General features: G+C 40.7%; 21 protein-coding genes and 1 pseudogene. 10 read left to right on the forward strand and 12 right to left on the reverse strand.

Annotation, left to right across the window (positions count from 1 at the left end):
- The first annotated feature begins 192 nt into the window (after nt 1–192).
- On the forward strand, nt 193–1,005 hold the full coding sequence (locus V7L07_RS18615) for a Uma2 family endonuclease (RefSeq protein ID WP_335060283.1): 813 nt from the start codon (nt 193–195) through the stop codon (nt 1,003–1,005).
- 103 nt (nt 1,006–1,108) lie between these two features.
- On the forward strand, nt 1,109–2,278 hold the full coding sequence (locus V7L07_RS18620; protein WP_335060285.1) for an S-layer homology domain-containing protein: 1,170 nt from the start codon (nt 1,109–1,111) through the stop codon (nt 2,276–2,278).
- A 231-nt stretch (nt 2,279–2,509) separates the two neighbouring features.
- Here V7L07_RS18620 and V7L07_RS18625 read toward each other — a convergent pair whose 3' ends face one another.
- Nucleotides 2,510–2,947 (reverse strand): CAAD domain-containing protein, encoded by a 438-nt coding sequence (locus tag V7L07_RS18625; RefSeq protein ID WP_179067228.1) that lies wholly within the window; start codon nt 2,945–2,947, stop codon nt 2,510–2,512.
- Between the two features lie 986 nt (nt 2,948–3,933).
- On the opposite strand from V7L07_RS18625, the gene V7L07_RS18630 reads away from it, so the two are divergent.
- A complete protein-coding gene (locus tag V7L07_RS18630; protein ID WP_335060287.1) occupies nt 3,934–5,658 on the forward strand; it encodes a sensor histidine kinase in 1,725 nt (574 codons plus the stop codon).
- Nucleotides 5,659–5,743: 85 nt separating this feature from the next.
- Here V7L07_RS18630 and V7L07_RS18635 read toward each other — a convergent pair whose 3' ends face one another.
- The 5 genes from V7L07_RS18635 to V7L07_RS18655 form a co-directional block, all read right to left on the reverse strand.
- Nucleotides 5,744–6,457, reverse strand: coding sequence for a carbonic anhydrase (locus V7L07_RS18635; protein WP_335060289.1), 714 nt, complete (start codon nt 6,455–6,457; stop codon nt 5,744–5,746).
- Between the two features lie 16 nt (nt 6,458–6,473).
- The gene (locus tag V7L07_RS18640; protein WP_292737850.1) at nt 6,474–6,785 is read right to left on the reverse strand and encodes a P-II family nitrogen regulator; all 312 of its coding nucleotides are present in this window, start codon (nt 6,783–6,785) and stop codon (nt 6,474–6,476) included.
- Between the two features lie 4 nt (nt 6,786–6,789).
- Nucleotides 6,790–7,758: a sodium-dependent bicarbonate transport family permease gene (locus V7L07_RS18645; RefSeq protein ID WP_335060291.1), complete on the reverse strand. Its 969-nt coding sequence runs from the start codon at nt 7,756–7,758 to the stop codon at nt 6,790–6,792.
- A gap of 443 nt (nt 7,759–8,201) precedes the next feature.
- Complete coding sequence (locus V7L07_RS18650; RefSeq protein ID WP_335060293.1) at nt 8,202–8,609, reverse strand: type II toxin-antitoxin system VapC family toxin; 408 nt, start codon at nt 8,607–8,609, stop codon at nt 8,202–8,204.
- Between the two features lie 2 nt (nt 8,610–8,611).
- Nucleotides 8,612–8,863, reverse strand: a complete 252-nt coding sequence (locus V7L07_RS18655; RefSeq protein ID WP_335060295.1) for a hypothetical protein — start codon at nt 8,861–8,863, stop codon at nt 8,612–8,614.
- Between the two features lie 178 nt (nt 8,864–9,041).
- On the opposite strand from V7L07_RS18655, the gene pcrA reads away from it, so the two are divergent.
- A complete protein-coding gene (gene pcrA / locus V7L07_RS18660; RefSeq protein ID WP_335060297.1) occupies nt 9,042–11,366 on the forward strand; it encodes a DNA helicase PcrA in 2,325 nt (774 codons plus the stop codon).
- Nucleotides 11,367–11,413: 47 nt separating this feature from the next.
- On the opposite strand, the gene V7L07_RS18665 is transcribed toward pcrA, so the two are convergent.
- The 4 genes from V7L07_RS18665 to V7L07_RS18680 all read right to left on the reverse strand — a co-directional run bounded on the left by V7L07_RS18665 (nt 11,414) and on the right by V7L07_RS18680 (nt 14,676).
- Nucleotides 11,414–11,707 (reverse strand): antibiotic biosynthesis monooxygenase family protein, encoded by a 294-nt coding sequence (locus V7L07_RS18665; protein WP_335060299.1) that lies wholly within the window; start codon nt 11,705–11,707, stop codon nt 11,414–11,416.
- A 74-nt stretch (nt 11,708–11,781) separates the two neighbouring features.
- The gene (locus V7L07_RS18670) at nt 11,782–12,417 is read right to left on the reverse strand and encodes a retron system putative HNH endonuclease (RefSeq protein WP_335060301.1); all 636 of its coding nucleotides are present in this window, start codon (nt 12,415–12,417) and stop codon (nt 11,782–11,784) included.
- Nucleotides 12,414–13,673: an AAA family ATPase gene (locus tag V7L07_RS18675; protein ID WP_335060303.1), complete on the reverse strand. Its 1,260-nt coding sequence runs from the start codon at nt 13,671–13,673 to the stop codon at nt 12,414–12,416. The genes V7L07_RS18670 and V7L07_RS18675 overlap by 4 nt, the downstream gene beginning before the upstream one ends.
- 85 nt (nt 13,674–13,758) lie before the next feature.
- The gene (locus tag V7L07_RS18680; protein ID WP_335060305.1) at nt 13,759–14,676 is read right to left on the reverse strand and encodes a metallophosphoesterase family protein; all 918 of its coding nucleotides are present in this window, start codon (nt 14,674–14,676) and stop codon (nt 13,759–13,761) included.
- 136 nt (nt 14,677–14,812) lie between these two features.
- On the opposite strand from V7L07_RS18680, the gene V7L07_RS18685 reads away from it, so the two are divergent.
- The 5 genes and pseudogenes from V7L07_RS18685 to V7L07_RS18705 all read left to right on the forward strand — a co-directional run bounded on the left by V7L07_RS18685 (nt 14,813) and on the right by V7L07_RS18705 (nt 19,465).
- On the forward strand, nt 14,813–15,700 hold the full coding sequence (locus V7L07_RS18685) for a hypothetical protein (protein WP_335060307.1): 888 nt from the start codon (nt 14,813–14,815) through the stop codon (nt 15,698–15,700).
- Nucleotides 15,701–15,720: 20 nt separating this feature from the next.
- The gene (locus tag V7L07_RS18690) at nt 15,721–16,554 is read left to right on the forward strand and encodes an ATP-grasp domain-containing protein (RefSeq protein ID WP_335060309.1); all 834 of its coding nucleotides are present in this window, start codon (nt 15,721–15,723) and stop codon (nt 16,552–16,554) included.
- A 492-nt stretch (nt 16,555–17,046) separates the two neighbouring features.
- Nucleotides 17,047–17,358, forward strand: a pseudogene (locus V7L07_RS18695) (IS110 family transposase); the annotation flags it as partial.
- Nucleotides 17,359–17,417: 59 nt separating this feature from the next.
- Nucleotides 17,418–18,284 (forward strand): MFS transporter, encoded by an 867-nt coding sequence (locus V7L07_RS18700; RefSeq protein ID WP_335060311.1) that lies wholly within the window; start codon nt 17,418–17,420, stop codon nt 18,282–18,284.
- Nucleotides 18,281–19,465, forward strand: coding sequence for an anion transporter (locus V7L07_RS18705; protein WP_335060313.1), 1,185 nt, complete (start codon nt 18,281–18,283; stop codon nt 19,463–19,465). Before V7L07_RS18700 ends, V7L07_RS18705 begins: the two co-directional genes overlap by 4 nt.
- Before the next feature lie 349 nt (nt 19,466–19,814).
- Here the strand turns inward: V7L07_RS18705 and metK are convergent, their stop codons facing one another.
- Both metK and V7L07_RS18715 read right to left on the reverse strand, forming a co-directional pair.
- Nucleotides 19,815–21,089: a methionine adenosyltransferase gene (gene metK, locus V7L07_RS18710; protein WP_335060315.1), complete on the reverse strand. Its 1,275-nt coding sequence runs from the start codon at nt 21,087–21,089 to the stop codon at nt 19,815–19,817.
- 263 nt (nt 21,090–21,352) lie between these two features.
- Nucleotides 21,353–22,357 carry a phosphoribulokinase gene (locus V7L07_RS18715; RefSeq protein WP_292846298.1) on the reverse strand — a complete coding sequence of 335 codons (1,005 nt, stop codon included), beginning with the start codon at nt 22,355–22,357 and terminating at the stop codon, nt 21,353–21,355.
- A gap of 1,196 nt (nt 22,358–23,553) precedes the next feature.
- Here V7L07_RS18715 and petH point away from each other — a divergent pair.
- A complete protein-coding gene (gene petH, locus V7L07_RS18720; RefSeq protein ID WP_335060317.1) occupies nt 23,554–24,900 on the forward strand; it encodes a ferredoxin--NADP reductase in 1,347 nt (448 codons plus the stop codon).
- The last annotated feature ends 76 nt before the right edge of the window (nt 24,901–24,976 follow it).

The raw sequence follows: 24,976 nt of genomic DNA on the forward strand, positions 1-24,976 counted from the left end.
TTCGGTTTCATTTTAGGTATCTAATAATACTAGTTGTCTATCAAGCTGAAAATCTTTCTCAGACGACTGGAAGTCATTGGCGTGTGATTTATAATCTGGGTGGAAAATATTTAGAAAGCGATGTCTACGACGGGCTACGCCTACGCAAGCTAAACTAAAAGTAACCTTTACGAAGAGTGCAAAGGTAGCGTTATGACCTCTGTAATCAATCCACCCAACGCCCTCACCCCTTTCCCCTTCCCGGATCATACTCAACTTCCTGAGTCAGATGGTACGTTCGTGAAAAATTGGCAAGAGCATCCCCAAAGCATTCTACTAACTGACTCTATTACACCCCTCCTTAAACAATTAAATCCTGAAGGTGAATACTGTATAGGGCAGGACTTAGGGATTTATTGGCGGTTGACCGATCCCCTTGAAAAAGGCGCAGAAGCACCAGATTGGTTTTATGTACCGAATGTACCATTTTTGCTCAATGGACAAACGCGGCGTTCTTATGTGTTGTGGCGAGAGTTTATTGCCCCGTTGATTGTCTTAGAATTTGTCTCTGGGGACGGTAGTGAAGAACGAGATAAAACTCCTTTGAAGGGTAAATTTTGGATTTATGAGCAGGTGATTCGTCCTGCCTTCTACGGCATTTATGAAGCGAGTAAAGCCAGCCTAGAAGTTTATCATCTAATTGAAGGACAGTATCAAGTTTTACCAGCAAATGAACGAGGACATTATCCTATAGTTGCTTTGGGTGTTGAATTAGGTTTATGGCAGGGAGTTTATCAGAATGTAGAATTACCCTGGCTGCGTTGGTGGGATTTAGAAGGTAATTTGTTGTTGAATGGCGATGAAAAAGCCGAACAGGAATCCCAAAGAGCCGAACAGGAACATCAAAGAGCAGAACAGGAACGTCAAAGAGCAGAACAGGAACGTCAAAGAGCAGAACAGGAACGTCAAAGAGCCGATCGCCTAGCTGCCCAATTGCGATCGCTCGGTATTGAACCAGAAACCTAATATTTTTCTTCTATAAATTAGGAATTAAAAGGGCTGGTGTAAAACAGTCATCTGTGGCTTAATTTGTTTAGACACGAATTTTACTGCTACCAGGGTAATCACGATGACAAATAGACCTCCTTCCGAACCGGAGTCATCTCAAAAAACTGCCCTTGGCTTTGATGAATTTATAGGCATTTTGGTTGCCTTCACCACTATCGGAGCGATTCTTTTTTGGTCATTGTCCCGCAGAGATTCTAGCTGGAACTTAAACGGGCTGCTCTTGCCTTCCTCTACTCCATCTCCTAGTGTTCAACCAAATCAAGTATTGCCCTCTCCTACTGCCAAGATAGAACCTTATACAGTCCCCAACAACGTTTTGCCCTATTCTTCACCTGAGGCTGTTGTTGAACCCACCACACCTACATTTCCAAATAACAGCGCAACTCCTTACCGCGCAGTGTTACCATCTGTTCTGGTAATCCCAACTCAATCTTCACAAGCACAAACACCTGTATCTCCTTCAACAGGAATTGAGTCATCAATTAAATCATCAGCGTTGCCTTTAGTAACTCCAGCCAAACCGAAATCAATCATTCCGCCGCCAATTGCATTTAACGATGTGCCCGATAACTTTTGGAGTCGGCGTTTTATAGACGTTCTTTCTGCCCGTGGAATTCTCAAAGGGTTTCCTGATTATTCTTTTAGACCAAATCAGCCTGTAAACCGTGCTGAATTTGCTGCCATACTAGAAAAAGCCTTTGACCAAGAACCGTCTAAGACTGCGATCGCATTTCAAGATGTACCAACAAAATTCTGGGCAACTCCAGCAATTGATCAAGCCATCAGCGCCGGATTTCTCAAAGGCTACCCGAAAAAAACCTTCAAACCACAACAAAATATTTCACGAGTACAAGTTTTAGTTGCCCTTGTTAGTGGGTTAAATTTGAAAGCCCCCACTTCGCCAAATCAGATTATCAGTGTCTATAAAGATGCTAAAGATATTCCACCTTATGCTATAGCTAAAATAGCCGCTGCTACAACCAATGGTCTGGTAGTTAACTATCCAAATCCCCAAATCCTCGATCCCAACAAAGTAGCTAGTCGGGCGGAAGTGGCGGCGATGATTCATCAAGCTTTAGTAAAACGGGGCAAATTGGAGGCAATTACATCTCCTCATATAGTGCGTAGACCTAGCCCGCCGCAGGCATCGCCCAAAATATCTCCAGAACTTTCCCAGACTCCAAAAGCGAACCCAAAGAGTAAATTGCCCACTGGAGGCTCGTCTCAATAATAATTCATAATACTTGCCTCCAACGAGAAGCAAGCTAAGTAATTCGTAATTAAAGCAAGGGCAGAAAGAGCGAGTTCTATACGAATTGCTAATGAACTTAAGTAGAGCATTTTTAAGAGAAGCCTGAACGCCGATTTACGGCATTCAGGCTTCGCTAATTTGGAATTAGAGCAGTATTCTTACACAGAAGTAAGCTACGCGTGGATCTCATAGAGAAGCGATAATTAGATATTAAGCTTCTGGAATTTGTTTACCGACAACTTGTGATTTAAGAGTGGTGATTTCACTAGTTAACTCTTTCCTGGTTGAAGCTTTGAGTAAATAGCGGTAAACAAACCAGGCAGAGTAACCAATACCGATCAACTCGAAAGTAGGTGCTACCAAAGGAATATCATTCAAAGCATCTAATATTGCCAAGAGAACTTTAACGGCAACAATTGATCCCACAATTAAACCAACTGTTACCAGGGGTTGCTTATATTGATTAAAAAAGCCTCCCACATATTCTGGCAATGTTGCTAAAAAGGTAGAAATTTGCTCACCGTATTTTAGCCATTCGTCTTGAGACTGTGCAGGCGGCTGAAGTTTGGTGATGGTTCCCGCTTGGGTGTTGATCTCTGCCACTGTAGTGTCTTTGGATGCGGTTTCGGTAAATTCTTGTTCTGGCATTTTCACTCCTATTAATTTGACAGTTGAGTTTTTCTAATCTGGATAATTACAACCAAAAGGGTGTTGATTAGGTAATGCACAAGTGCATCAGTACAATTGGGTGAAAGGCACAAAAGGGTTTTAGTGTCCTATAACCATAATTGCCCCTTAATATCTACTGCATCAACTACAAGGTAGATAGTCAGTAGGAGAATAGAACTCAGAAGGCAGTAGGATGTATTATAATCAACTTCCTGAGTTCTATTTTTTGGAATCAACTGGAATCCTCAAGTTGTGATTATCCCATTCCGTGTCATTTGCTCATAATCGTACTAAATCTAAGTACAAATCATGCAAAAAAAAGTCCACCTCTCATTTATATAAGCCTAGAAGCCGATTTTATCTGATATTAAAGCTATCTTAAGCCGGGTTCGTCAATTAACCTATTCGTATTGATATTAATATGTAATAAAAGTTTTTGTGTGTTCACAGATACTAGACATTTGAACTATTCTATGATATCTGTGCCTGGGTAGGGAAGCAGAGGAGCAGGGAAGAAATAACTAATGTGCAATGCCCAATACTCAATGCCCAATGCCCAATACCCAACAATTATCAAACTTTTGTTTTTTTCCTGATTGTATTAATTTTATAAGGAAGCAGTAAGGTAGAGTAATGGCATAGGTGATGGCAAAAACTCATTGCTATCAACCAGCATATTGAGGAAAGTAGTATGGTAAGGGTAAGACACTCTCAGGCAGGTCTTTAGTGCAGAAAGCTATATCGTTGCTCCTGACAAAATTAAATTCTGTTTGTCATAGCAATTTTACTTAGTAAATAAGATGCAAAAAATACTCGTACAGTATAAGGCTATGCTAATTATCTAGTAAGCAATGATTTTCTATTGCAATAAAAGAAGATAATGTAGATGTTAATGACTAATTGAAGTGTTTGCACAAACTAGACTAATTTGATTATTTTTGTGGGAAGGCAAGGAGGTTTGAGAAATGCCAACTCAAAAGCCAACCCCTATTGACAGCAGTTCAGAAAGCAAAAAAGTGTCAGCCGAAGAGCAATCGACAGACGAACTCCCAACTATAGAATTTCCCTCACGAGGGAAACTCAAAGCTAGTTCTTGGCGCATCCATCAAAAAATTGGCTATGGGTACTTTGTAGCTATCGGAATTGGCTTTTTTGGCTCACTGACTGGGTTAGTGATTGCTAATTACTACCGGGGAAGGGAAGTTAGACAATTCAATCAAGCTTATGAACAAGGACAATTACTGAGTAATTATAAAGATGCAGTAGTCGGGGCACAATTACATAGCTCTAACCTAGTTGCTGTATTAGAAAATTCAGAACAACTGCAAAGTAAAAAAGCTGATTTTCTGAAGAATGTTGAAAAAGCCAAGCAACTAGAGTCAAAAATTGGCGGATTTATCGATAGTAAACCTAAAAGACTAGCAGCAACAAGTTCGACTTTACAGACGTTATTGCTAGATTACAAGAATAATTTAAAAGCCTACGTTGACCAAATAGAAGTTGTATTACAGAAAATCGACTCCAAAAAAGTGCAGTCTCAGCAGATTGACTCTGCCCGATCGCAGTTATTAGCAATTATGCGTGGTGAAACAGCCATGCAGCTAGACCAGCTTTCGCAAAACTTAACTAACATCCTGCAAACTGCTGAAGATCAAGAGCAAGAAAGGCAAAAAGCCGTTGAGCAAGCGAGAATAGTTGAGCGATTCATCGTGATCGTGAGTATGCTGGTTTCGGTAGCGATCGCAGCTATTGTCGCTTGGCGTACCAGTCGAGCGATCGCAGAACCAGTGATCACTGTAACCCAAGTAGCTGAACAAGTTGCCAGGAAACATAATTTCGATTTACGAGCGCCCGTTACCACTGAAGATGAAATTGGGCTACTCGCAAAATCTCTAAATCGTTTGATTGAGCGAGTATCTGAGCGAACAAAAGAACTACAACAAGCTAAAGAACTAGCCGAAGCTGCTAGCAAGGCCAAAAGCGTATTTTTAGCCAATGTCAGCCACGAGTTACGCACACCATTAAATGCTGTCATTGGCTTAAGCCAACTACTAGAAGACGACGCTACCGATCTTGGTTTACCGGGAGACTTTATCACAGACTTAGAAACAATTAACGCTGCTGGTAAGCATTTACTCCACTTGATTAACGAAATCCTCGACTTGTCAAAAATTGAAGCGGGGAAAATGACCCTCTATCCTGAGACATTCGAGATTGCAACGCTGATTCATAATATTGTCCTCACAGTCAAACCAGCTATCGAAAAAAATGCCAATGTTTTAGAAGTAGATTTTGATGAACAACTTGGCACAATGTACGCCGATCAAACTAGAATGCGGCAGGTATTGTTAAACTTACTCAGCAACGCCAGTAAATTCACTACAAACGGCAAGGTAACGCTGACAGTCAACAGAGAAAAGGATGAAGTACGACTGGATGCTCCTTTGGGTATGATTACTTTTACCGTGACCGACACAGGTATAGGTATGTCTAACCGTCAGCAGCAGCAGTTATTTCAACCTTTTACCCAAGGAGATACCTCGACTACGAAAAAGTATGGAGGTACGGGACTGGGGTTAGCAATTAGCCGCCACTTTTGCCAGATGATGGGTGGTGAAATTGTTGTCAAAAGTCAGCCAGGAATTGGCTCTACTTTTACTATCCGTCTGCCAATGACTGTGCAGGATTGAATTGGGGATTGGGGATTGGGGGAATGAGGGAAATAATCAGGTAATATTTTCTTACTCTGCTCCCTCTGCTCCCTCATCTGCCGAATTAAGTAATAATAGTCACCCTCCCTGTATCCAAGTCGTAACGACCACCGACAATTTTCAATTTGCCGGACTTTACCTGCTCAGTTAAAAGTTGCGATCGCTTCAACCGTTCAATTTGATATTGAACATTTGCCACCACAGCATTTTCAACCGCATCACCTGGCTGACTCTTGACCTTTTCTACAGCTGGCTTAATTGCCTTCACAAAACTACTAATATCACCGAGTAACGATTCGTTTTGGACAGCGGCGGTAACAGCCCCACAACGCTCATGTCCCATTACCATCAGTAGTGGAGAACCTAATAAAACAACTGCATATTCAATACTGCCGATCGCTTCATGTGTGGCAATATTTCCGGCAATCCGCACATCAAAAATGTCCCCAATCCCCTGATCAAAAACAATTTCTGCCGGTACTCGTGAATCCGCACAACTGAGAATAGTTGCAAATGGATGTTGAGCTTGGGCAACTTCCTGCAACCGCAGCGCAGATTGATCAGGGTATTGGGGATGATGATCGACAAATCGCTGATTTCCCTCGATCAGCTTTTGTAAGGCGGCATCGGGATTGAGGGATTCAGCAGAAGTTGAGGGAATTTCGGCAGCTTTAGCCTGTTCTATCCGCCAGAGTAAATCGCTGGCAGATAGCATCATTCCAAACGCTCCGGTCATTCCTAACTTCAAAAAGTCACGACGTTCTATGAAATGTTTCATTGAATTTATAACTCTCTTACAGAGACGCGATACATCTGACAGAGCGAATTTCCATCACATCGGAAACGTAACAAGTACCTCCGAATTTATTCAGGAGTGGTCTGATATTTTCGACAACACGCTTGAGTTGTTCTGGCATACAAAATGCGAGGATGTAAACATTATCAAGCATGGTCATGTCTAAATCTTCTGTCGTTCCTCGTAATCCTTTACCAACAACATTTCTAATGACGGCATGGCTATGTACACCGGACTTGTCTAAACTATCTAAAATTTTGGCAAGCTCAAAGGAGTTGGCGATAATTTCTATCTTTTTAACTACGTGCATATTATTACCTCCAGAATAGGTTAATTCCGTAGAGATATAGCGGAATTCCCACAATAATATTGAACGGAAACGTGACTGCTAGAGCGGTAGAAACATATAGGCTGGGATTTGCTTCGGGAACAGTCATCCGCATCGCCGCTGGCACAGCAATGTAAGAAGCGCTGGCACACAATACAGCGAATAATAGCGAATTTCCCTGAGGCATACCGATGAATTTAGCAATCACTAACCCAATGCCTGCATTGAGTATTGGAATTAGTATGGCAAATAAAATCAGGAAAACTCCGGTTTTTTGTAAGTCTTTAATTCTTCTGGCAGCCACCAGTCCCATATCCAATAAAAAGAAGGTGAGAATGCCATAAAACAACCCTTGAGCAAAGGGTTCTAATACGTGCCAACCACGTTCTCCTGTCAAGACGCCGATTAAGAGGCTACCGACTAGGAGAAAAACTGAACTATTAAGAAATGCTTCTTGCAAAACTTCCGACCAAGCAAATTCTCGCTTTTCATCGGCGGTGAATATACTCACCAAAATCAGACCAACAATGATCGCCGGAGATTCCATCAGGGCAAGAGCTGCTACCATGTAACCATCATAGTGAATACCAAGCTCAGTGAGAAAAGCGCCGGCAGTGATGAAAGTGACGGCACTAATAGAACCGTAGGTTGCTGCGATCGCCGCAGCATCGTAAGTATCCAGTTTCCACTTCAGAATAAAAAAGGTGTAAATTGGAACAAAACAAGCCATCAACATTGCTGCCAGGAGTGTTAAGATTACTTCCTGATTCAGTCCGCTTTTGATTAGTTCTACCCCTCCTTTAAAACCAATTGCAAACAGCAAATACAACGAAAGGAGTTTGGGTACTGGTGGGGGAATTTCCAAATCAGACTTGACAAAAACAGCAGTCATGCCTAAAAAGAAAAACAAGATTGGCGGATTCAAAATGTTGGATACAATTAAGCTAAAATCCATATCCACCCCTCTTTATACTGGTAAAACCTGCAATTAAAGAAATTTTTCATCTTTAAAAATTTAACGGTTCAATGATGATGTATCGTGTATTGTTACCTAATGTCAATTGGGTACTCAAGGAGTGAATAGTCCGATTGGTGACTATACTCTCAGTTAGGTATGTACAGCGTTTTACAAGCAAATAAACCACGGGCTAGGGAACATTCTCATGTTCCCATGAAAACCTTTAGAGGCAATTTATTAATCGCCCCTACTGTTGACAACAGAACAAGTTAGAGCTTGCCTACCATCTTTTGATGTTTGATTCCCCGTGGCTGATTTTACGACAGAACGCGCCGGAATAACTAGTGGCTAACTTTTCTACGTAGAAAAGTTAACGTATTGTCATGGCAATTATGAATTGCCACAACATAAACTTTGTCTAAATCCCAGTATTTTTTGATTTACAACAGTTTGGTAAATCCTGCTTGCTCAAAATGTCGGTCAGATGTAAAGGCTTGAGTAATCCCCTCCTGTGTCATCACCGCAAAGCTAATACAGTCAGTTAGTCCCCAATTTTTATCAGGACGCTGGCTGTATAACATCCGACCTTCATGCAGCAATTTTTGGTCGAAAGGGATGATTTGCACACTTTTTAAAACTCTCAAACTGTTGATGAAAGCAACTGTCTGAATACGGCTAACTGGTGTACACAGAGCATCTGCAAGCTCCAATAGTACAAACTCTGTTGTCACCAAAGGCGTTTCTAAGCGCAGAAGTCTATCCATTACCTCATTTGCCTGGTGATGAAGATTATCCCTAACATTAAGAAGAGCAATCCAGGCAGCTGTATCTACAAAAACTTTCGTCAAGGTTATGATTCTCGCTTTCGCATTCCATAGAGATAATGGTCATGCTGCTGTGCCAAATCGCTAATATCTGTATCAACTGCACAGTTTTTAATCAACTGCCTCAGCTTATCCCAATCTGAGTCTTCTGGCGTTGCTAGCTGAGGTGTGCGGTTTTCTTCGACAAATACAATTATAACTGACTGCCCCTCATGCCCTTCAATTGGTTCGTTAGGATGAACTACACCGTTTTGGAATGTGCCTTTGACTGACAGCATAGCTTTTTCTTACTTCTACATAAATCATGATACAGTACCATTCTGGTTAAGAAGATTGCCACACAATCTTTATTGACCAAGTTTCGTTAGGATGTTGTAATCTGGGCAATAGCGACTTTCTATTGATGTGACCCCAGGCGTAGGCGTAGCCCGTCGGAGACATCGCTTTTTCACATCTATGACAACAACCCTTGACTTTCTCAGTCACCTTAACCCCAGCCAACGTCAAGCTGTCGAACATTACTGCGGCCCGTTGCTAGTTGTTGCTGGCGCAGGTTCCGGTAAAACACGAGCGCTGACTTATCGTATTGCAAATCTGATTCTGAAACACCGTGTAGATCCAGAACATATCCTGGCGGTTACTTTTACCAACAAAGCCGCGCGGGAAATGAAAGAACGGATTCAACGGCTGTTTGCCGAACAACTGGCGATGAAGCAACACGGCCAGCGTTTTGATTTGTTGACAGAATATCAACAAACGCTACTGCGATCGCAAGTTTACAAAGATACTATCAAAGACTTATGGTGTGGCACTTTCCACAGCCTATTCTCTCGCATTCTCCGTTTTGATATTGAAAAATATGTAGACGAAAAAGGACGCAAGTGGAATCGCAATTTCTCTATCTTTGATGAGTCAGATGTGATGACTCTGATCAAAGAAATCGTTAATAAACAACTAAACTTAGACGATAAGAAGTTTGACGCTCGGTCTGTTCGCTACGCTATTAGTAACGCTAAAAACCAAGGTTTATCACCCCAAGAATTTGAGCAAGAACAACCCAACTATCGCGGACGGATAATTGCCCAAGTTTACAATTTATATCAAGATAAGTTAGCAGAAAATAACGCTCTCGATTTTGACGATCTAATTCTTGTGCCAACTAGATTATTTCAACAAAACGAGCAGGTATTGGGTTACTGGCATCGCAAGTTTCGTCATATCCTAGTAGATGAATATCAAGATACTAACCGCACTCAGTATCAACTCATTAATTTATTAGTTACTAATGGCGAAACCAAAAAGAGCGAATGGGAATGGGAAAATCGCTCAGTTTTTGTTGTCGGTGATGCAGACCAATCAATTTACAGCTTTCGGATGGCAGATTTCACCATCTTGCTAGGATTTCAGGAAGACTTTGGCGATGGTTTGGTAGATGATGACACCCGAACGATGGTTAAGCTGGAAGAAAACTATCGTTCTTGTGAAAATATTCTGCAAGCGGCTAATGAACTAATTGAAAATAACACGCAACGGATTGATAAAATCCTGAAAGCGACGCGGGGGCCGGGTGAGCAGATTACTTGTCACAAAGCCGATGAAGAACTTGCAGAAGCGGCATTTGTGATTAATCAAATTCGTACTTTAGAACAGCAAAATCCAGAGTTGAACTGGGGTAGTTTTGCCATACTTTATCGGACAAACGCCCAATCTCGCCCCTTTGAACAATTGTTAGTAGAAAAACGAATTCCTTACACGGTTGTAGGAGGAATTAAGTTTTACGATCGCAAAGAAATTAAAGATGTCATCGCATATTTAAGAGCGATCGCTAACCCATCTGATACAGTCAGTTTATTACGAGTTATTAATACTCCTCGGCGGGGAATTGGTAAAGCAACTATTGATACTTTAGAAAACGCCTCTAATGAATTAGGGATGACTCTGTGGGAAATTCTCATCGACGAAACCTCAGTTAATACATTAGCTGGAAGGTCTGCAAAGGCGGTAAATGGCTTTGCTAAAATGATTCAACGTTGGCAAGAACAAGTCACAACGGTTTCCGTTCCTGAGCTTGTAAATATAGTGCTGGAAGACTCTGGTTATATCCAAGAGTTGCAAAGCAAAGATACAGATGAAAATGAAGAACGGGTGAAAAACGTTAAGGAACTTTACAATGCTGCAATCGAATTTCAAGAAGAAGAAAACGAAGATGTTTCCTTACAAAACTTTCTTAGCGACAAAGCCGTAAATCCTGATGATAAATTAAAAGAAGGACAGACAGCTGTTTCTTTGATGACTTTGCACGCTTCCAAAGGTTTGGAATTTCCCGTAGTATTTTTGGTGGGATTAGAACAAGGGCTATTTCCCGGCTCCCGATCGCTAAGTGATCCTGCATCTTTGGAAGAGGAACGCCGCCTATGTTATGTGGGGATTACTCGCGCCCAAGAGCGGTTATTTTTATCACACGCGCGGGAACGTCGTTTGTATGGTTCTCGTGAACCTGCGATGCGATCGCAATTTCTCGATGAATTACCAGAAGAATTAATATCTACAAAACGCGCGAGTCGTCAAAGTTATACCAAAACTGCTTCTACTCCCAATGGAAAACAAGACACAACACAGAATTGGCAAGTAGGCGATCGGGTATTGCATAAAACTTTTGGTCTTGGTGAAATTACCCATGTTTTCGGAACAGGTAGTAAAATGTCTGTAGCAATCAAATTTGCTAGTTTGGGACAAAAAATTGTTGACCCTAGAGTAGCGCAGTTACAACGAGTAGAGTGATACATCGCAAAGCCCCAACTTCTTTGAGAAGTTGGGGTTCTTGTTTTTCATATTTCAATTTCTTCAAAGTGTTCAACAATGGGAGATGGATCATAAAAATGATGTAGAAGTTTTTTCCACTCTTGAAATTCGGCAGAACTTCTAAATCCGACAGTATGAGATTCTAAAGTTTCCCATCTGACAAGTAATAAATATTTACCTTTGACCTCTATACATTTATGCAATTCATGTGATAGATATCCGTCCATTGAAGAAATAATTTTAGAAGCTTTTTTGAAAGTACTTTCAAAATCGGATTCTAAACCGGGTTTGACATGAAGAATAACTGCCTCAAGAATCATATAGTTTTACGGTGAGTATTAAGCTAATGTTATTTAGTATAATATGATGTCTACAAGGGTCTACGCCATTAAGACTAATTTTTTAGTAAATAGATAATCGCAGCACAAAACTCTTCGTAATATCCTTTAGAATCAGTTTCACTGAAGCCTAGAATTAAGTCTTGTCTCTCTTCCTCTGTAATCGTATTAATAATTTCCAATATTGGTTCAAGAGCTTTTGCACGTAAATCTTTCAGCTTGTCAATATTGAGTGCGAGTTTATCAATTGTTGTTTCAGCAGCTAATTGCTTTTCTGAATTATTGGTCGCCAAAATCTGACCGTCATCAGTGTACCTAAAGAACTCAGCACAGTTGACATCTAGAGGTGAAATCATCAGATTGTCATCGTACCATTTATCTTTTATTTTTCCACAATGGAGAGGTTCTTTGCGTACTGTATCTTTTTGGCATGACGCCAGTATATTTGTGTATTCTAGCGCTGATTGAGGGTAAGTTGTTCTTGGCTTTAAATGTTCCAAATGCCTATCATCAGTATTAATCCGTCTTCCACAGTAACAGCAAATAAAACCTTGCTCTTGCAACAAGGAATTATGTACATCGGTTTTTTGTGGTTTGCTGAAGTTCTCCCAACTTGGTTGCCAATCCTCATTTGCTAGATTTTTCCAAACGGTAAAACTTTCTGGCTCCTCACTTTTTTTGATATATTTCACCGATTCAAAATCTCTTTGCGTCGAATAGATACACTTGCTTTTACTAATTCTGGTTCATCTTGTCCAATAATATCAGCAATTTCTTGAGATAACTGCCTAGCACTATCAAGATTGCCTTCATCAATTAGTCTAAATAACTCATGTAGATGATCTTTAATTTCTTGTGGACGTGCTGGAACACCCATGAGGTCTTCTAAGATACGATTACTATCTCTCCCAAAGGAACTTTCTGGTCTTTTAGCAACAACACCTTCGTCTGTTTTTTCTAGAATATAAATTCCTTCCGGCTTGACTTGGCTAATTACTTGAGGCGAATGTGTGGTGACAATAAATTGACAATTGGGGAATGTTCTTGTCAACGCCGGAATAATTTCTCGTTGCCATTTTGGATGTAGATGGAGTTCAATTTCATCAATTAAAACAACGCCACTACCTTGGAGGGGATCTGGTAAACTAGGGTTAGCGATCGCTAATCGTCTTGCTAAATCTCCCACCATAGCCAGCAAGCATTTCTCACCATCAGATAGCTGATTAACAATGAGTTCTTTACCTTGTTTTTGCACAGTCATTCTCATTAGCGGGGAACGACGCACTCGTAAATTAGAAAAACTCGGTATTAATGAAGATATGGCTTGCCTGACTGATTCTAATTGCCTATCCCGATAACTAGAATTACCTTCCAGGCGTAACTCATTCTCTAAATCTTCTTGTTTTTTAAACCATTCAAAGAAGATTCTAAACTCACTTCCTACTCCTGTAAGTGCGTTCTCATATACATCTATTTGTTCAAATGAATGCTTTATGCGAATCTTCAAAGGAATATCCAACACTGCACGATTGGTGGAATAATAAACTAAGACAGGAATATTTAATTGATTAGATATATATAAATCTTTTTTGATATTTTCAGCAACCTTTGTTATGGCTGACAGGTTAGTGTTAGTATCTTTGCTTAATCCTTTATGTACCTTAGTTAGAGACCATATTGTTTCTTCAGAATTCAATGAAACGGTGATTTCGTTATGTGTTTCCTTTTGCCCATTAGTGATGTCTTCCTCCCTGAAGACTCTTCCCGAAGATGTTGAGTGTTGAATCGAGCTAGTAAAACGCGATAGAAGAATAGCAAGGCAATCAATAATACTCGATTTACCTACGCCGTTGATACCAATAAATACCGTTGGCTCTGCTTCATCGAACTCAAGCGTCAAATCGACGATTCCACGGAATGATTGCATTTTCAAACGCTTGACTTTCATAGTTTTAACTAGGCTTAATGTAATTTTGTGGGTAGGTATCGCCTACCCTACATCTGTTTAATCATCTTGCGGCGCTATGATAAGATTATGCTGATTTCAACTGAATAATACCTTTATCAAAAACGCGATTATCAGTAGCGATCGCACTTATTTCTATTCTATCTTTATACACCTCATAAGAGGCAAAACTTAAATCACTGGTAGAATACCCTGTCCACTCGGAACGCCCTACAGGACGATTACCAGCACCCGCACCACAAACTAAATAAGTTGTCCCATTAATAGCACGAGTCCGCTCATAATTATGTTCGTGACCATTGATGTAAAGTTGAACGCCGTATTTTTGAAATAGAGGAGTGAAAGTTTTAATAAAATCTGGATTACTCCCATACTGACCCGATGAATAAATCGGATGATGACCAAACACTACTTTCCAAGGAGCATTACTAATACTTAATTCTTTTTCTAACCAACTTAGCTGGTTTTTCCAATCAGCATTCCCGTTAGTATCTAAAGCAAAAAATTGCACAGTTCCCCGGCGAAATGTATAGTAACGTCCCTTCATATTAAAGCCGACATATTTAACTTGTAGATCGCCATTGGCAGTACGAATATCGTGATTACCTAAACAAGCCTGAAATTTTACACCCTGCTTCAGCAAAGGTTGATAGGGACGCTCAAAAACTTCATTAATTTTCTCAATTTCGCCGTTATTGTAAATGTTGTCTCCAGCTAAAACGACTAAATCATAAGGATTTTGTTTGTGATATGCATTCATCGCTCTAGCCACGGCATACTGTCCTTTAGCCCCAGTCCCCGTATCTGCAACAGACACAAAACGTAATAACAAGTCTTTTTTAGCTGGGTTAGCGGCTATAGCTGTTGTTGAATCGCTAATATCAGCACTTTGATGATTTTGATGAGTTAATATCCAGCTTAAAAAGCCTGTACTAATGGCGCTGAGGCTACTTAAAAATAGAAATTGACGGCGTTTCAGGTTCATAAGTCACCAAATTTAATAAATAGTCAGTTTAGCGGAAAACTTTGAGCAATGAAGTGATACATTAAGGCAAAAGAAGGCAGCACCAGTAATAATGTACGTTGTTTGTCTTTGATTCGCTGCTTTTGGTGAAAGTTCCATGTCACAAGACAATCAGTCAAAACCGACGGATGAGCAGATAACTCAACCTCCCCAAAAACCTTACCAGAGAGTTCAGCCATTTTGGAAGGCTAAAATTATCCAACTTCTCCAAGAGACGATTGGGGTTTTAGAAGTAACGGTGGAAAAACTGGAAACAGCACCGCCACCTGGTACTGAGGAAAAACCTGGTTTTTTCCAGCAACTTCAGTTGTGGTGGGGTGGATTTTTAAGGACAATTCGGTTGTTTTTACCATCAAATTTGTCAACAAAGTTATCAGATACAGCTTTGACGAGCATTGTTGCTGGAATTGCTGTAATTCTCGTTTGGGCGACTACAACTGTCCTTACCGCTAAACCGACTGAAGTAGCAACAGTTCCACCAGTTGAAGAGGTTCCTATACCGACACCAACGATAACTACTCCACCAGAGTCAGTCGTACCAGAACCACAGCCACCAGAGGAAATTACGCCGCCACCAGAAGTACAAACCACGCCACCAACGCCGGAACTAGAACCAGAACCAATTCCTACGCCAACGCCAACACCAATCATAGAATTGACACCAGAACAAGCTTTGATTGCGGCTATTGAAAATCAGGTAGCCGAAATTAGTGATCGCATTGCCTCTGGTCTGATAAAGTCAATTCAAGCCAACTTTCGCACGAGTAATCTTACAGTCAAAATTAGTGATGATTGGTACACCCTCAAGGAATCTCAGCAAGACAAACTAGCTGCGGAGATATTACAACGCTCTCAAGAACTTGATTTTACCCATTTAGAAATTATCGACTCCCAAAATAGGCTGATAGCTCGAAATCCGGTTGTTGGTACTGAGATAGTGATTTTTAAACGGCAAATAGCAAGTTACTATAATTCCAAAATTTAGACGTTTAACTTGAAGTATTTATGTTAGACAACGTTTTGTTATTACTCAAAGCTTGTGAAAACTTAAACATTAGCTATGAAATTATTCATCCTGCTGAAAACTTAATCAAAATAAAACTCAATAATCAACACTATTATTTTTGTAATTATAGTACTCCGATCATAAATCAGGCAGTAGCACAAATCATTAAAGATAAGGAATACACTTACCATATTTTAAAGAAAAAAGTTAAGCTTCCTCGGACAGTAGGTTTTCTTTCCCCTTTTTGTGACCTCCAATATAAGATTTACTTAAAATTTCCCAGCTTTCAAGATATTATATTAGAAATCAAAGAAAACTTTGAAACACCTGTAATTGTTAAACGAAATTCTGGTTCAAGTGGACATAACGTATTTTTATGCCAGAACACAGATGAAATTGAAACCGCTTTAAAAGAGATTTTTAATATCAATGATAAAAAGTATGATTACGTTGCGATCGCTCAAGAGTTCATTCATATAAAATCTGAGTATCGAGCCGTTTTTTTAAATAAAGAATTAGTTTTACTCTATGAGAAAGATATAACTAATGCAAAATTTATAGGTAATCTCAGTCCTCTCCACTGGGATGGTGCAAAAGCCAAGCATATCAACGATTCACAAATATTATCAGAGATTGCTAATTTCGCCAGACCAATTTTTGAAGAATTAGATATTGATTATGGTGGTTTGGATATCGTCTTAGATAGAGATAATCAATATTGGTTGATTGAAATTAATTCTCATCCAAATTATAGTATTTTTACTAGAGACAATGGAGAGGAGCCTGTATTGAGAATTTTTGAAAAAATGCTCATTAGCCTAGCCTCAAAATAAAACAATACAGTTCAGAATGAGCAACAAAACACTTGTAGAGACGGCGATTTATCGCGTCTCTAAAACTGGAGAGAGAATAATCCAAGCGATTAGAAATCGCGGCTACACAAACTCTCGTCCGCCTGCGCGGACTAACGCCAAAATAAGGTTTCAAATTTAATCTGACGAGAGTAATAAAAGCTGGTCACGGACGCAATGGAAGTCCGTAATGGATGGAAGAAACCAAAAATCTGTACACAAAAAAAATTACACTTGTACTGTGCTTTGACAGAATGACCGAACGCTCAATGGTGTTTTTTGGCCCGTATAAAAGCTTGGTTCTGGGTTGAGATGGTGATGACATTGGTGAAATAGCAGATGCTATTATCCCGTTTAGGAGATTGTATTTATTCCATCAACTCAGGTCAAGGCACGCTCCAAATTGCGATAAATTCCCGCCAGAAATCTAGGATGAGTAAAAAACAAAAGTCTCAGGTAAATTTGAAGCAATCAATACCGGATGAAGCATCTCAACTTAGACCAATTCACCCAAATGCCGCTGGTATCGATATAGGTTCCCAAAATCATTGGGTGTGTGTACCATCAGGACGTGCCCCGGAGTGTGTCAGACGTTTTGGTTGTTACACAGCCGATTTATACCAAGTTACAGATTGGTTAACTGAGTGTGGAGTTGAGACGGTGGCAATGGAATCAACAGGTGTGTATTGGATTCCATTGTTTCAAATTCTGGAGACTCGTGGCTTTGAAGTGAAACTTGTTAATGCCCATCATGTCAAAACTCTACCTGGTCGCAAAACAGATGTTTTAGGGACTTCCAAAGAATAAATTATTCCAAGAAAAACAAGAGACAGGTTTTATCAAGAATGATTATCATTATTGATAATGGAATAGTTTATTTTCTGGAAGTCCCTTACTTTATTGCACGCAAGGCAATATTTTTCCTGGTTGCAGCTATGGCTGTGGGCAGTATTATTTCAGTGAGGATGATTCGTGAAAGAGAGATTGACCACGAACTAGCGCGTGGAGATGGTGAAGAGGGAGAAGAAGGCCAAGAGGAGGATAATGAAAAACATCAGCAGCCCTATGAAGGCATATTGCAATTATTAAGCGATCGCCATATCTTATTTTTTACTATTGCAGTAGTTCTGTTTCACTTTGCCAATGCTGCTATGTTACCGCTAGTTGGTCAAGAATTGGCACAGGGTAAAGGGACAAGTGACACAGTTTATATGTCTGCTTGTATTATTGTGGCTCAGTTAGTGATGATTCCAGTGTCTAACTTGGCTGGGCGTTTCGCACATACAGCCCGAAAACCCATATTTTTGCTGGGCTTTGCCGTCTTACCGATTCGAGGAGTGCTGTATACGCTTTCGGACAATCCCTATTTTCTCGTTTCTGTACAAATTCTGGATGGTATTGCAGGCGGGATTTTTGGTGTGCTTTCGGTGTTGATGGTAGCTGATTTGACTAAAGGCACGGGACGCTTTAATGTTACCCAAGGGATGCTCAATACTACGGTTGGCATTGGTGCGGGTTTGAGCAACGTGTTAGCTGGATTTGTGGTTAAAAGTGCTGGTTACAATGTTGGTTTTTTGATTTTAGCAGCGATGCCTGCGGCGGGCTATGCCTACGCAGTTGTGGCTTTAGCAGTTTTTTGGTTCTGTGTACCTGAAACAAAAACAGGAGTTAATAGAAAGGCATCACCTCAAAATAATCTAGCGAAATCATGATTGTTTTCAGATACATCATCATTGGACTGACTTATATCGGTTTGGGTTTAGGATATCTCCCTGGTTTGCGGATGAACCGAGCCAGTATTGCTTTAGTTGGTGCATCTTTGCTGATGGCATTTGGGGTATTAGACCTGAAAGAAGCATGGCAAGCGATAGACTATAAAACGCTGATTTTCCTGTTTGGCATGATGGTAATCAGCACAAACTTAGCTTACGCTGGTTTTTTTCAACTAACCCTTGATACAGTTACACACTTTACCCGCAGCCCTTTGGGTTTGCTAATTGTTTTAACTTTCGGCAGTGGAATTCTCTCCGCTTTTTTTCTGAACGATACCATCGCTCTAATTTTGACTCCTTTGGTTCTCGGTTTAACCCAAACTTTGAACCTCAATCCGATTCCTTACTTACTTGCGTTGGCGGGAGCAACTAATCTGGGTTCAGTGGCTACCTTAAGTGGTAATCCGCAAAATATTTTGATTGGTTCCTTCTCTGGTATCAGCTATCTCGATTTTGCGAAAGCATTGACTCCCATCGCATTAGTAAGTTTGTTGATCCAAATTGGGTTATTGTGGTGGCTTTATCCTGATGTCCGTTCTACTAAATCTTGTCCGAGTGTAACCCCCGTGCGTTACCGCATATTTAAACCGTTGCTGACTAAAAGCCTATTGATCACCGGAGGACTATTAATTGCATTTTTAATTGGAATACCTCCAGCCCAAGCAACACTTGTAGCAGCTGGTTTACTCTTCATTACTAGGCGAATCAAACCGCAACGAGTTTTAAATAAAGTAGATTGGGATTTACTGGTGATGTTTTCTGGACTATTTATTGTGACTGCTGGAGTAGAAAAATTAGGAATATTGAATTTATTTAGCGGTTTAGTTTATACCCCCTTGAGCATATTAGGAATTACTGCTCTGCTTTCAAATTTAGTTTCTAATGTTCCAGCAGTATTATTACTACAACATTTAATTCCCCATCCAGACACAAGAACCTGGTTACTATTAGCAGCAGGATCTACCTTAGCAGGTAATCTAACTTTGTTAGGTTCAGTTGCCAATTTAATTGTTGCTGAGGCTGTCGCAAAACTTGGTTATCAATTGTCATTCTGGGAACATCTGCGTTTTGGTCTACCGTTAACTGTCGTTACTCTCATCCTGGCTTATTTTTGGATTTAGTTATTTGTCATTGGTCATTGGTCATTTGTCGTGTGTCAACAATCAAACTTAAAATTTCAGGCTAAAAGGTGCAACTTCGAGGCTAAAAGGTGCAACGTTCAGGTTCAAAGGCTCAACTTTGATATTTCAACAGACTTCCTTGCTTCCTGCTCTTGCTTATTTAGCCAATTCTAATCTTCTAGATACACCACCAGGATTACCCCCCGCAGCCAGAAGCGTTTAGCTTGACAAAGTAGTAGTTTTACTTTTGGATATTCAGGTGGCTAGCAAAAAATGAGGGCATCGGTAACTTGCCAAGTTGCCAATACCCTCACGTAGATAAACTAAGTTTTTGCAGTAGCGTATAAGTCTAAGTCACTGCCTGAGCAACTACTGCCGAAAGTGAATCCTTTACTGCTTGCTTCAACAATTCGGCCTTATCGGTCTGTTCCCAAGGCAAGTCTAAATCAGCCCGCCCAAAATGACCGTAAGCCGCGACGTCCTGATAAAAACGTCCGCCTCGTTCACTTGGTAAGTTGCGTAAGTTGAAAGTATGGATAATCCCTGCGGGACGGAGTTCAAAGTGCTTGTTGATTAATTCCAGTAAGGTTTCTTCATCCACTTTGCCAGTACCAAAGGTATCCACTAGGATACTTGTTGGTCGTGCTACGCCAATCGCATAGGATAGCTGGATTTCAACTTTGTCTGCCAATCCGGCAGCGACAATATTTTTCGCCACATAGCGAGCCGCATAAGCAGCAGAACGGTCTACCTTCGTGGGGTCTTTACCAGAAAAAGCGCCGCCACCATGCCGTGAATAACCACCGTAGGTATCAACGATTATTTTCCGTCCTGTCAGACCAGAATCTCCTTGAGGACCACCAACGACAAATTTGCCAGTGGGGTTGACTAAAAAACGTGTCTGATCGTTAGGCTTAATGTCAATATCGCCAAAAACAGGTTCGACCACTGCTGACCAGAGGTCTTGTTTAATTTTGGCTTGTACAGCCGCCTCATCTGTGATTTCCCCAATAGTAGCTGTATGTTGGGTAGAAATCAGAATAGTATCAATACCTACTGGGCGTCCATCTTCGTAAGCCACAGTTACTTGGGTTTTGCCGTCAGGACGTAGGTATGGTAATTCACCCGTTTTGCGGACTGCTGCCAATCGACGGGCAATCCGGTGCGCGAGACTGATGGGCAATGGTGTCAGTTCTGGTGTTTCGTTGCTAGCATAACCGAACATTATACCTTGATCGCCTGCACCAATTTTGTCGAATTGTTCATCACTATCTTGCTCGCGGGTTTCGTGGGCGGTGTTAACGCCTTGAGCAATATCAGGTGATTGTTCGTCTAAAGCTACCAGAACACTGGTGCTATTGGCAGAAAAGCCATTATCGGCATTGGTATAGCCAATTTCGGCAATTTTTTTGCGGGCGAGATTGACGAAATTCACATTGGCTTTGGTGGTTATTTCACCAGTGATTAGCACCAAACCAGTGTTAACTACTACTTCAGCAGCAACACGGCTGCTTGGGTCTTGTGTCAATAGGGCATCCAGAATAGTATCAGAAATCTGATCGCAAATTTTATCTGGATGACCTTCGGTGACTGACTCGGAGGTAAATAAATATCGACGAGACAAAGGAAATTCCTCCATCGAGAGTTTTTTCGTTGACTAAATGTGAGTATTTAGTTCAACTACTAATTCTATGAAATCATAACAATATTTATACTTCAGTCGTTAGTATCTTTTTGATATTGATAAAAACCACTAACTATAAGGTAAATATCCGTAAATAATATAAATATATGGTGATTCTTTTTCAGTAAAAATGTATTTAATAACACAAAAAAAGGGGGACACCCGGAAGCGTCCCCACAAGCTTTGACACAAACACTGCTGCTTTAAACCTGAACCGCTAACTTTGCTTCTGTAGCTGTCAAACGCTCATAGGCAGCACGCATCTTCAAACCTGTAAGCACTTGGAAGAAACCAGTACCATTATTGGAACCTGGATACTCGCGGTGCTGGAGTAACAAGTGAGTTAATTCACCCTGATATTTGGTGGATGTATTACTGAGATGGGTTTCGATGTAAATTACTTCTTCCAAGTTGTCAAATTGACCATCAACCTCTAGTACTGAGACATAGCGGCCGTAGTAAACATCTGAACCGTAGTACAACTGCATACCAGGGTAAGAACAGGTCAGCTTGCGTCCACAGGGAGTCCAATTAATTGTTGATCCTTCATCAAATAGATAGGTTGGATCAAAGCCTTCCTTACCTTCCCTCTGAAGCATACGTACCCTTAAGACTCTACGCTCGGTGTCGTTTTTGATCAAGTTTGTGGGTAATACTTGGAGAACTACATCGGCAAATTCTCTTTGTGGCTCGATAAACTTTTCAAAGTCAGGTTTGCGGGAATTGATTTGCGCTAAAACATCTTCGTAGCGATGACCGCGTTCAGCCATATCTCGCTGGATTTTCCAGGCAATTTTGACTTCATCACTAATATCAAAATAAACACTGAAGTCGATTAGCGATCGCACCCGCTCATCATATAAAGGATGCAGTCCTTCAACAACTATAATGTGATTCGGCTCTACCCGCTCTGCCGGGTCAATCAAGCCGGTTTCGTGGTTGTAAATCGGCTTATCAATAGCTTGACCACTTTTGAGCGCTTTAATTTGCTCATACATCAAGTCAAAATTGTTCGCCCTGGGGTCTAGTGCTGTTATCCCTGTTTCTTTGCGCTGTTTACGATCCAGGGAGTGATAATCATCCAAACAGATGACTGTCATTAAATCTTCACCAAACAAATCTATCAAACGACGCAAAAACGTAGATTTACCGCATCCAGAGTCTCCGGCTACTCCAATCAGTACCACGCGTTCCGGCTTACTTGTCATAAATCTCCTCTAAAATACTAAAGTTGTGTCAATAATTTTTCACACAGCAGATTCCGAAGCCAGGAGTTTACCTCTTTTGGTTTATCCTGCGTTCTTGCTACCTAGCACATCTATAAGACACCAAACGCGTAGACAACAAAGTAATAAGTTGCTACTCGCCGGACTAGCCTGAATGTTGGTGCCGGTAAGTATTTAATCCTAAGTGGTATATTTGATTTTAACAGAAGGGGGTATCCCATACAAGATTTGCCCTCAAGAAGAATTAACGTGATTTATCAATGATTTTGTTGATTTAGTTGTTAATTTAAAAATGGGGATCGCTATCGCCGTAAGTATTGCAGCGCTGTCATTCTGCTACTTGTTACTCTATCTAATCAAGTAGATAAGGTACAATTTACTCTGGCAGCGAGTTTTTTTATCTTCCTAAATTGTAATTCCGGCTTGACAATGCTTGAGCTATTCAAAGCCAAAATCTATCCAACGAATGAGTCAACAACTTGCATTAGTCAATTTATTGCCTGTAAATTTATGGATATGCTCAAATAGAAGTGTTGGTGTTATGGCAAGGTACTGATAGAGGTTGACAGATTTTTCACATCAAGTGAAACTAATTATAGTTGCTTAAATCATGGTTATGTCTGTAGTGAGATTTGTCCTATCCATGTAATTATCCATAGAAGGGTTATGAATTATAGCTAAACAATATTCTGGTAGAATAGTAGATTTAGAGAAGTCAAATCAATCGGGAGAAAACCTTCCGGGATTTGGATTTTTCGATTTCAACTCTTGAAATAGGCAAGTACAAGGCAACTTTTGGAGGTAAGTAAACAGAGCGGTAGCTTTTTCTATTAAAGCATCTCTCCAACAATATCTACTATTGTAAGTTACTCCTTGAGTAATAAGGTAAAAAGCTATCTCCCTAATGGGGGTGGTAGTTAACGAAAAAAAGATTAAATTGACTCATTATTAACATTCTCCCCAAGACTTATCCTTTACCTTAGAAGGTGAACAGGTGTGTTTTTTGCTATGCCTGCATGTCTTTGGTGAGTGTACTTAGCAAGGCATTAAATTAATGATGCCGTTTTTCCTTCTTTCTCCAGTTTTGTGAAACAAAAATCCGGTAAACTAAAGCTGGCATGGGATGGGAATAGTTTTTTTGAAAAACGGTTAAGTAAATTATCGGAGTGGTAGAACGAATGTACAATCAAGGTGCTGTTGAGGGTGCTGCCAACACAGAATTAGGTAGCCGCATCTTCCTTTATGAAGTAGTGGGTTTGCGTCAAAGTGAAGAAACCGATCAAACTAACTACCCAATTCGGAAAAGTGGCAGTGTGTTCATCAGAGTGCCTTACAACCGCATGAATCAAGAAATGCGACGTATCACTCGTCTAGGCGGCACAATTGTTAGCATCCAACCTGTAACTGCTTTAGAACCAGTTAATGGTAAAGCCTCACTTGGGAATGCTACAAGCGTTGTCAGCGAGTTAGCTACATCTGGGGAAACTGCTAACAGTGAAGGGAATGGTAAAGCCACACCTGTAAATGCTCATAGTGAAACCAAAGGTTTCGCTAAACCACCAGCTGAAGAACAGCTCAAGAACAAGGACAAGAAAGGCAACACCATGACTCAAGCGAAAGCCAAAAAAGACCACGGTGACGTTCCTGTTAACACTTATCGTCCCAATGCTCCGTTTATTGGCAAGGTAATATCTAATGAACCACTAGTCAAAGAAGGTGGTATTGGCATTGTTCAACACCTTAAATTTGACCTCTCTGGCAGTGATTTGAAGTATATAGAAGGTCAAAGTATTGGGATTATCCCACCAGGATTAGACAAGAACGGCAAGCCAGAAAAACTTAGACTCTATTCCATCGCCTCAACTCGTCATGGCGATGATGTGGATGATAAGACAGTATCACTGTGCGTCCGCCAATTGGAGTACAAGCACCCAGAAACAGGCGAAACAGTCTACGGTGTTTGCTCTACGCACCTGTGTTTCCTAGAACCAGGGGCAGACATAAAAATTACTGGGCCTGTGGGTAAGGAAATGTTGTTACCCGAAGATCCCGAAGCTAATGTCATCATGTTGGCAACTGGAACAGGTATTGCCCCGATGCGGGCTTATCTATGGCGTCAGTTTAAAGATGCAGAAAGAGCAGCTAACCCAGAATACCAATTTAAAGGATTCTCTTGGCTAATATTTGGCGTGCCCACAACTCCAAACCTTTTATATAAGGAAGAACTGGAAGAAATTCAACAAAAATATCCTGATAACTTCCGTCTGACTGCTGCCATCAGCCGCGAACAAAAAAATCCCCAAGGCGGTAGAATGTACATCCAAGACCGCGTAGCAGAACATGCTGATGAATTGTGGCAATTGATTAAAAATGAAAAAACCCACACCTACATCTGCGGTTTGCGGGGTATGGAAGAAGGTATTGATGCAGCCTTAACAACTGCTGCTGCTAAAGAAGGCGTAACCTGGAGTGTTTACCAAAAGGAACTCAAGAAAGCCCATCGCTGGCACGTAGAAACCTATTAAGTGCTGAGTGCTGAGTTTTGAGTTCTAAGTTATGAATTAGTAGGGTGGGCAATGCTCACCCTACAATTGTTTTGTT

It is taken from the genome of Nostoc sp. (genome assembly GCF_036916985.1).
GTDB lineage: Bacteria > Cyanobacteriota > Cyanobacteriia > Cyanobacteriales > Nostocaceae > Nostoc.

Bases quoted from the DNA above. Each gene is read 5' to 3' on its own strand.
- V7L07_RS18615 (WP_335060283.1), top strand. From the start codon at position 193: ATGACCTCTGTAATCAATCCACCCAACGCCCTCACCCCTTTCCCCTTC.
- V7L07_RS18620 (WP_335060285.1), top strand. From the start codon at position 1,109: ATGACAAATAGACCTCCTTCCGAACCGGAGTCATCTCAAAAAACTGCC.
- V7L07_RS18625 (WP_179067228.1), bottom strand. From the start codon at position 2,947: ATGCCAGAACAAGAATTTACCGAAACCGCATCCAAAGACACTACAGTG.
- V7L07_RS18630 (WP_335060287.1), top strand. From the start codon at position 3,934: ATGCCAACTCAAAAGCCAACCCCTATTGACAGCAGTTCAGAAAGCAAA.
- V7L07_RS18635 (WP_335060289.1), bottom strand. From the start codon at position 6,457: ATGAAACATTTCATAGAACGTCGTGACTTTTTGAAGTTAGGAATGACC.
- V7L07_RS18640 (WP_292737850.1), bottom strand. From the start codon at position 6,785: ATGCACGTAGTTAAAAAGATAGAAATTATCGCCAACTCCTTTGAGCTT.
- V7L07_RS18645 (WP_335060291.1), bottom strand. From the start codon at position 7,758: ATGGATTTTAGCTTAATTGTATCCAACATTTTGAATCCGCCAATCTTG.
- V7L07_RS18655 (WP_335060295.1), bottom strand. From the start codon at position 8,863: ATGCTGTCAGTCAAAGGCACATTCCAAAACGGTGTAGTTCATCCTAAC.
- pcrA (WP_335060297.1), top strand. From the start codon at position 9,042: ATGACAACAACCCTTGACTTTCTCAGTCACCTTAACCCCAGCCAACGT.
- V7L07_RS18665 (WP_335060299.1), bottom strand. From the start codon at position 11,707: ATGATTCTTGAGGCAGTTATTCTTCATGTCAAACCCGGTTTAGAATCC.
- V7L07_RS18675 (WP_335060303.1), bottom strand. From the start codon at position 13,673: ATGAAAGTCAAGCGTTTGAAAATGCAATCATTCCGTGGAATCGTCGAT.
- V7L07_RS18680 (WP_335060305.1), bottom strand. From the start codon at position 14,676: ATGAACCTGAAACGCCGTCAATTTCTATTTTTAAGTAGCCTCAGCGCC.
- V7L07_RS18685 (WP_335060307.1), top strand. From the start codon at position 14,813: ATGTCACAAGACAATCAGTCAAAACCGACGGATGAGCAGATAACTCAA.
- V7L07_RS18690 (WP_335060309.1), top strand. From the start codon at position 15,721: ATGTTAGACAACGTTTTGTTATTACTCAAAGCTTGTGAAAACTTAAAC.
- V7L07_RS18700 (WP_335060311.1), top strand. From the start codon at position 17,418: ATGATTATCATTATTGATAATGGAATAGTTTATTTTCTGGAAGTCCCT.
- V7L07_RS18705 (WP_335060313.1), top strand. From the start codon at position 18,281: ATGATTGTTTTCAGATACATCATCATTGGACTGACTTATATCGGTTTG.
- V7L07_RS18715 (WP_292846298.1), bottom strand. From the start codon at position 22,357: ATGACAAGTAAGCCGGAACGCGTGGTACTGATTGGAGTAGCCGGAGAC.
- petH (WP_335060317.1), top strand. From the start codon at position 23,554: ATGTACAATCAAGGTGCTGTTGAGGGTGCTGCCAACACAGAATTAGGT.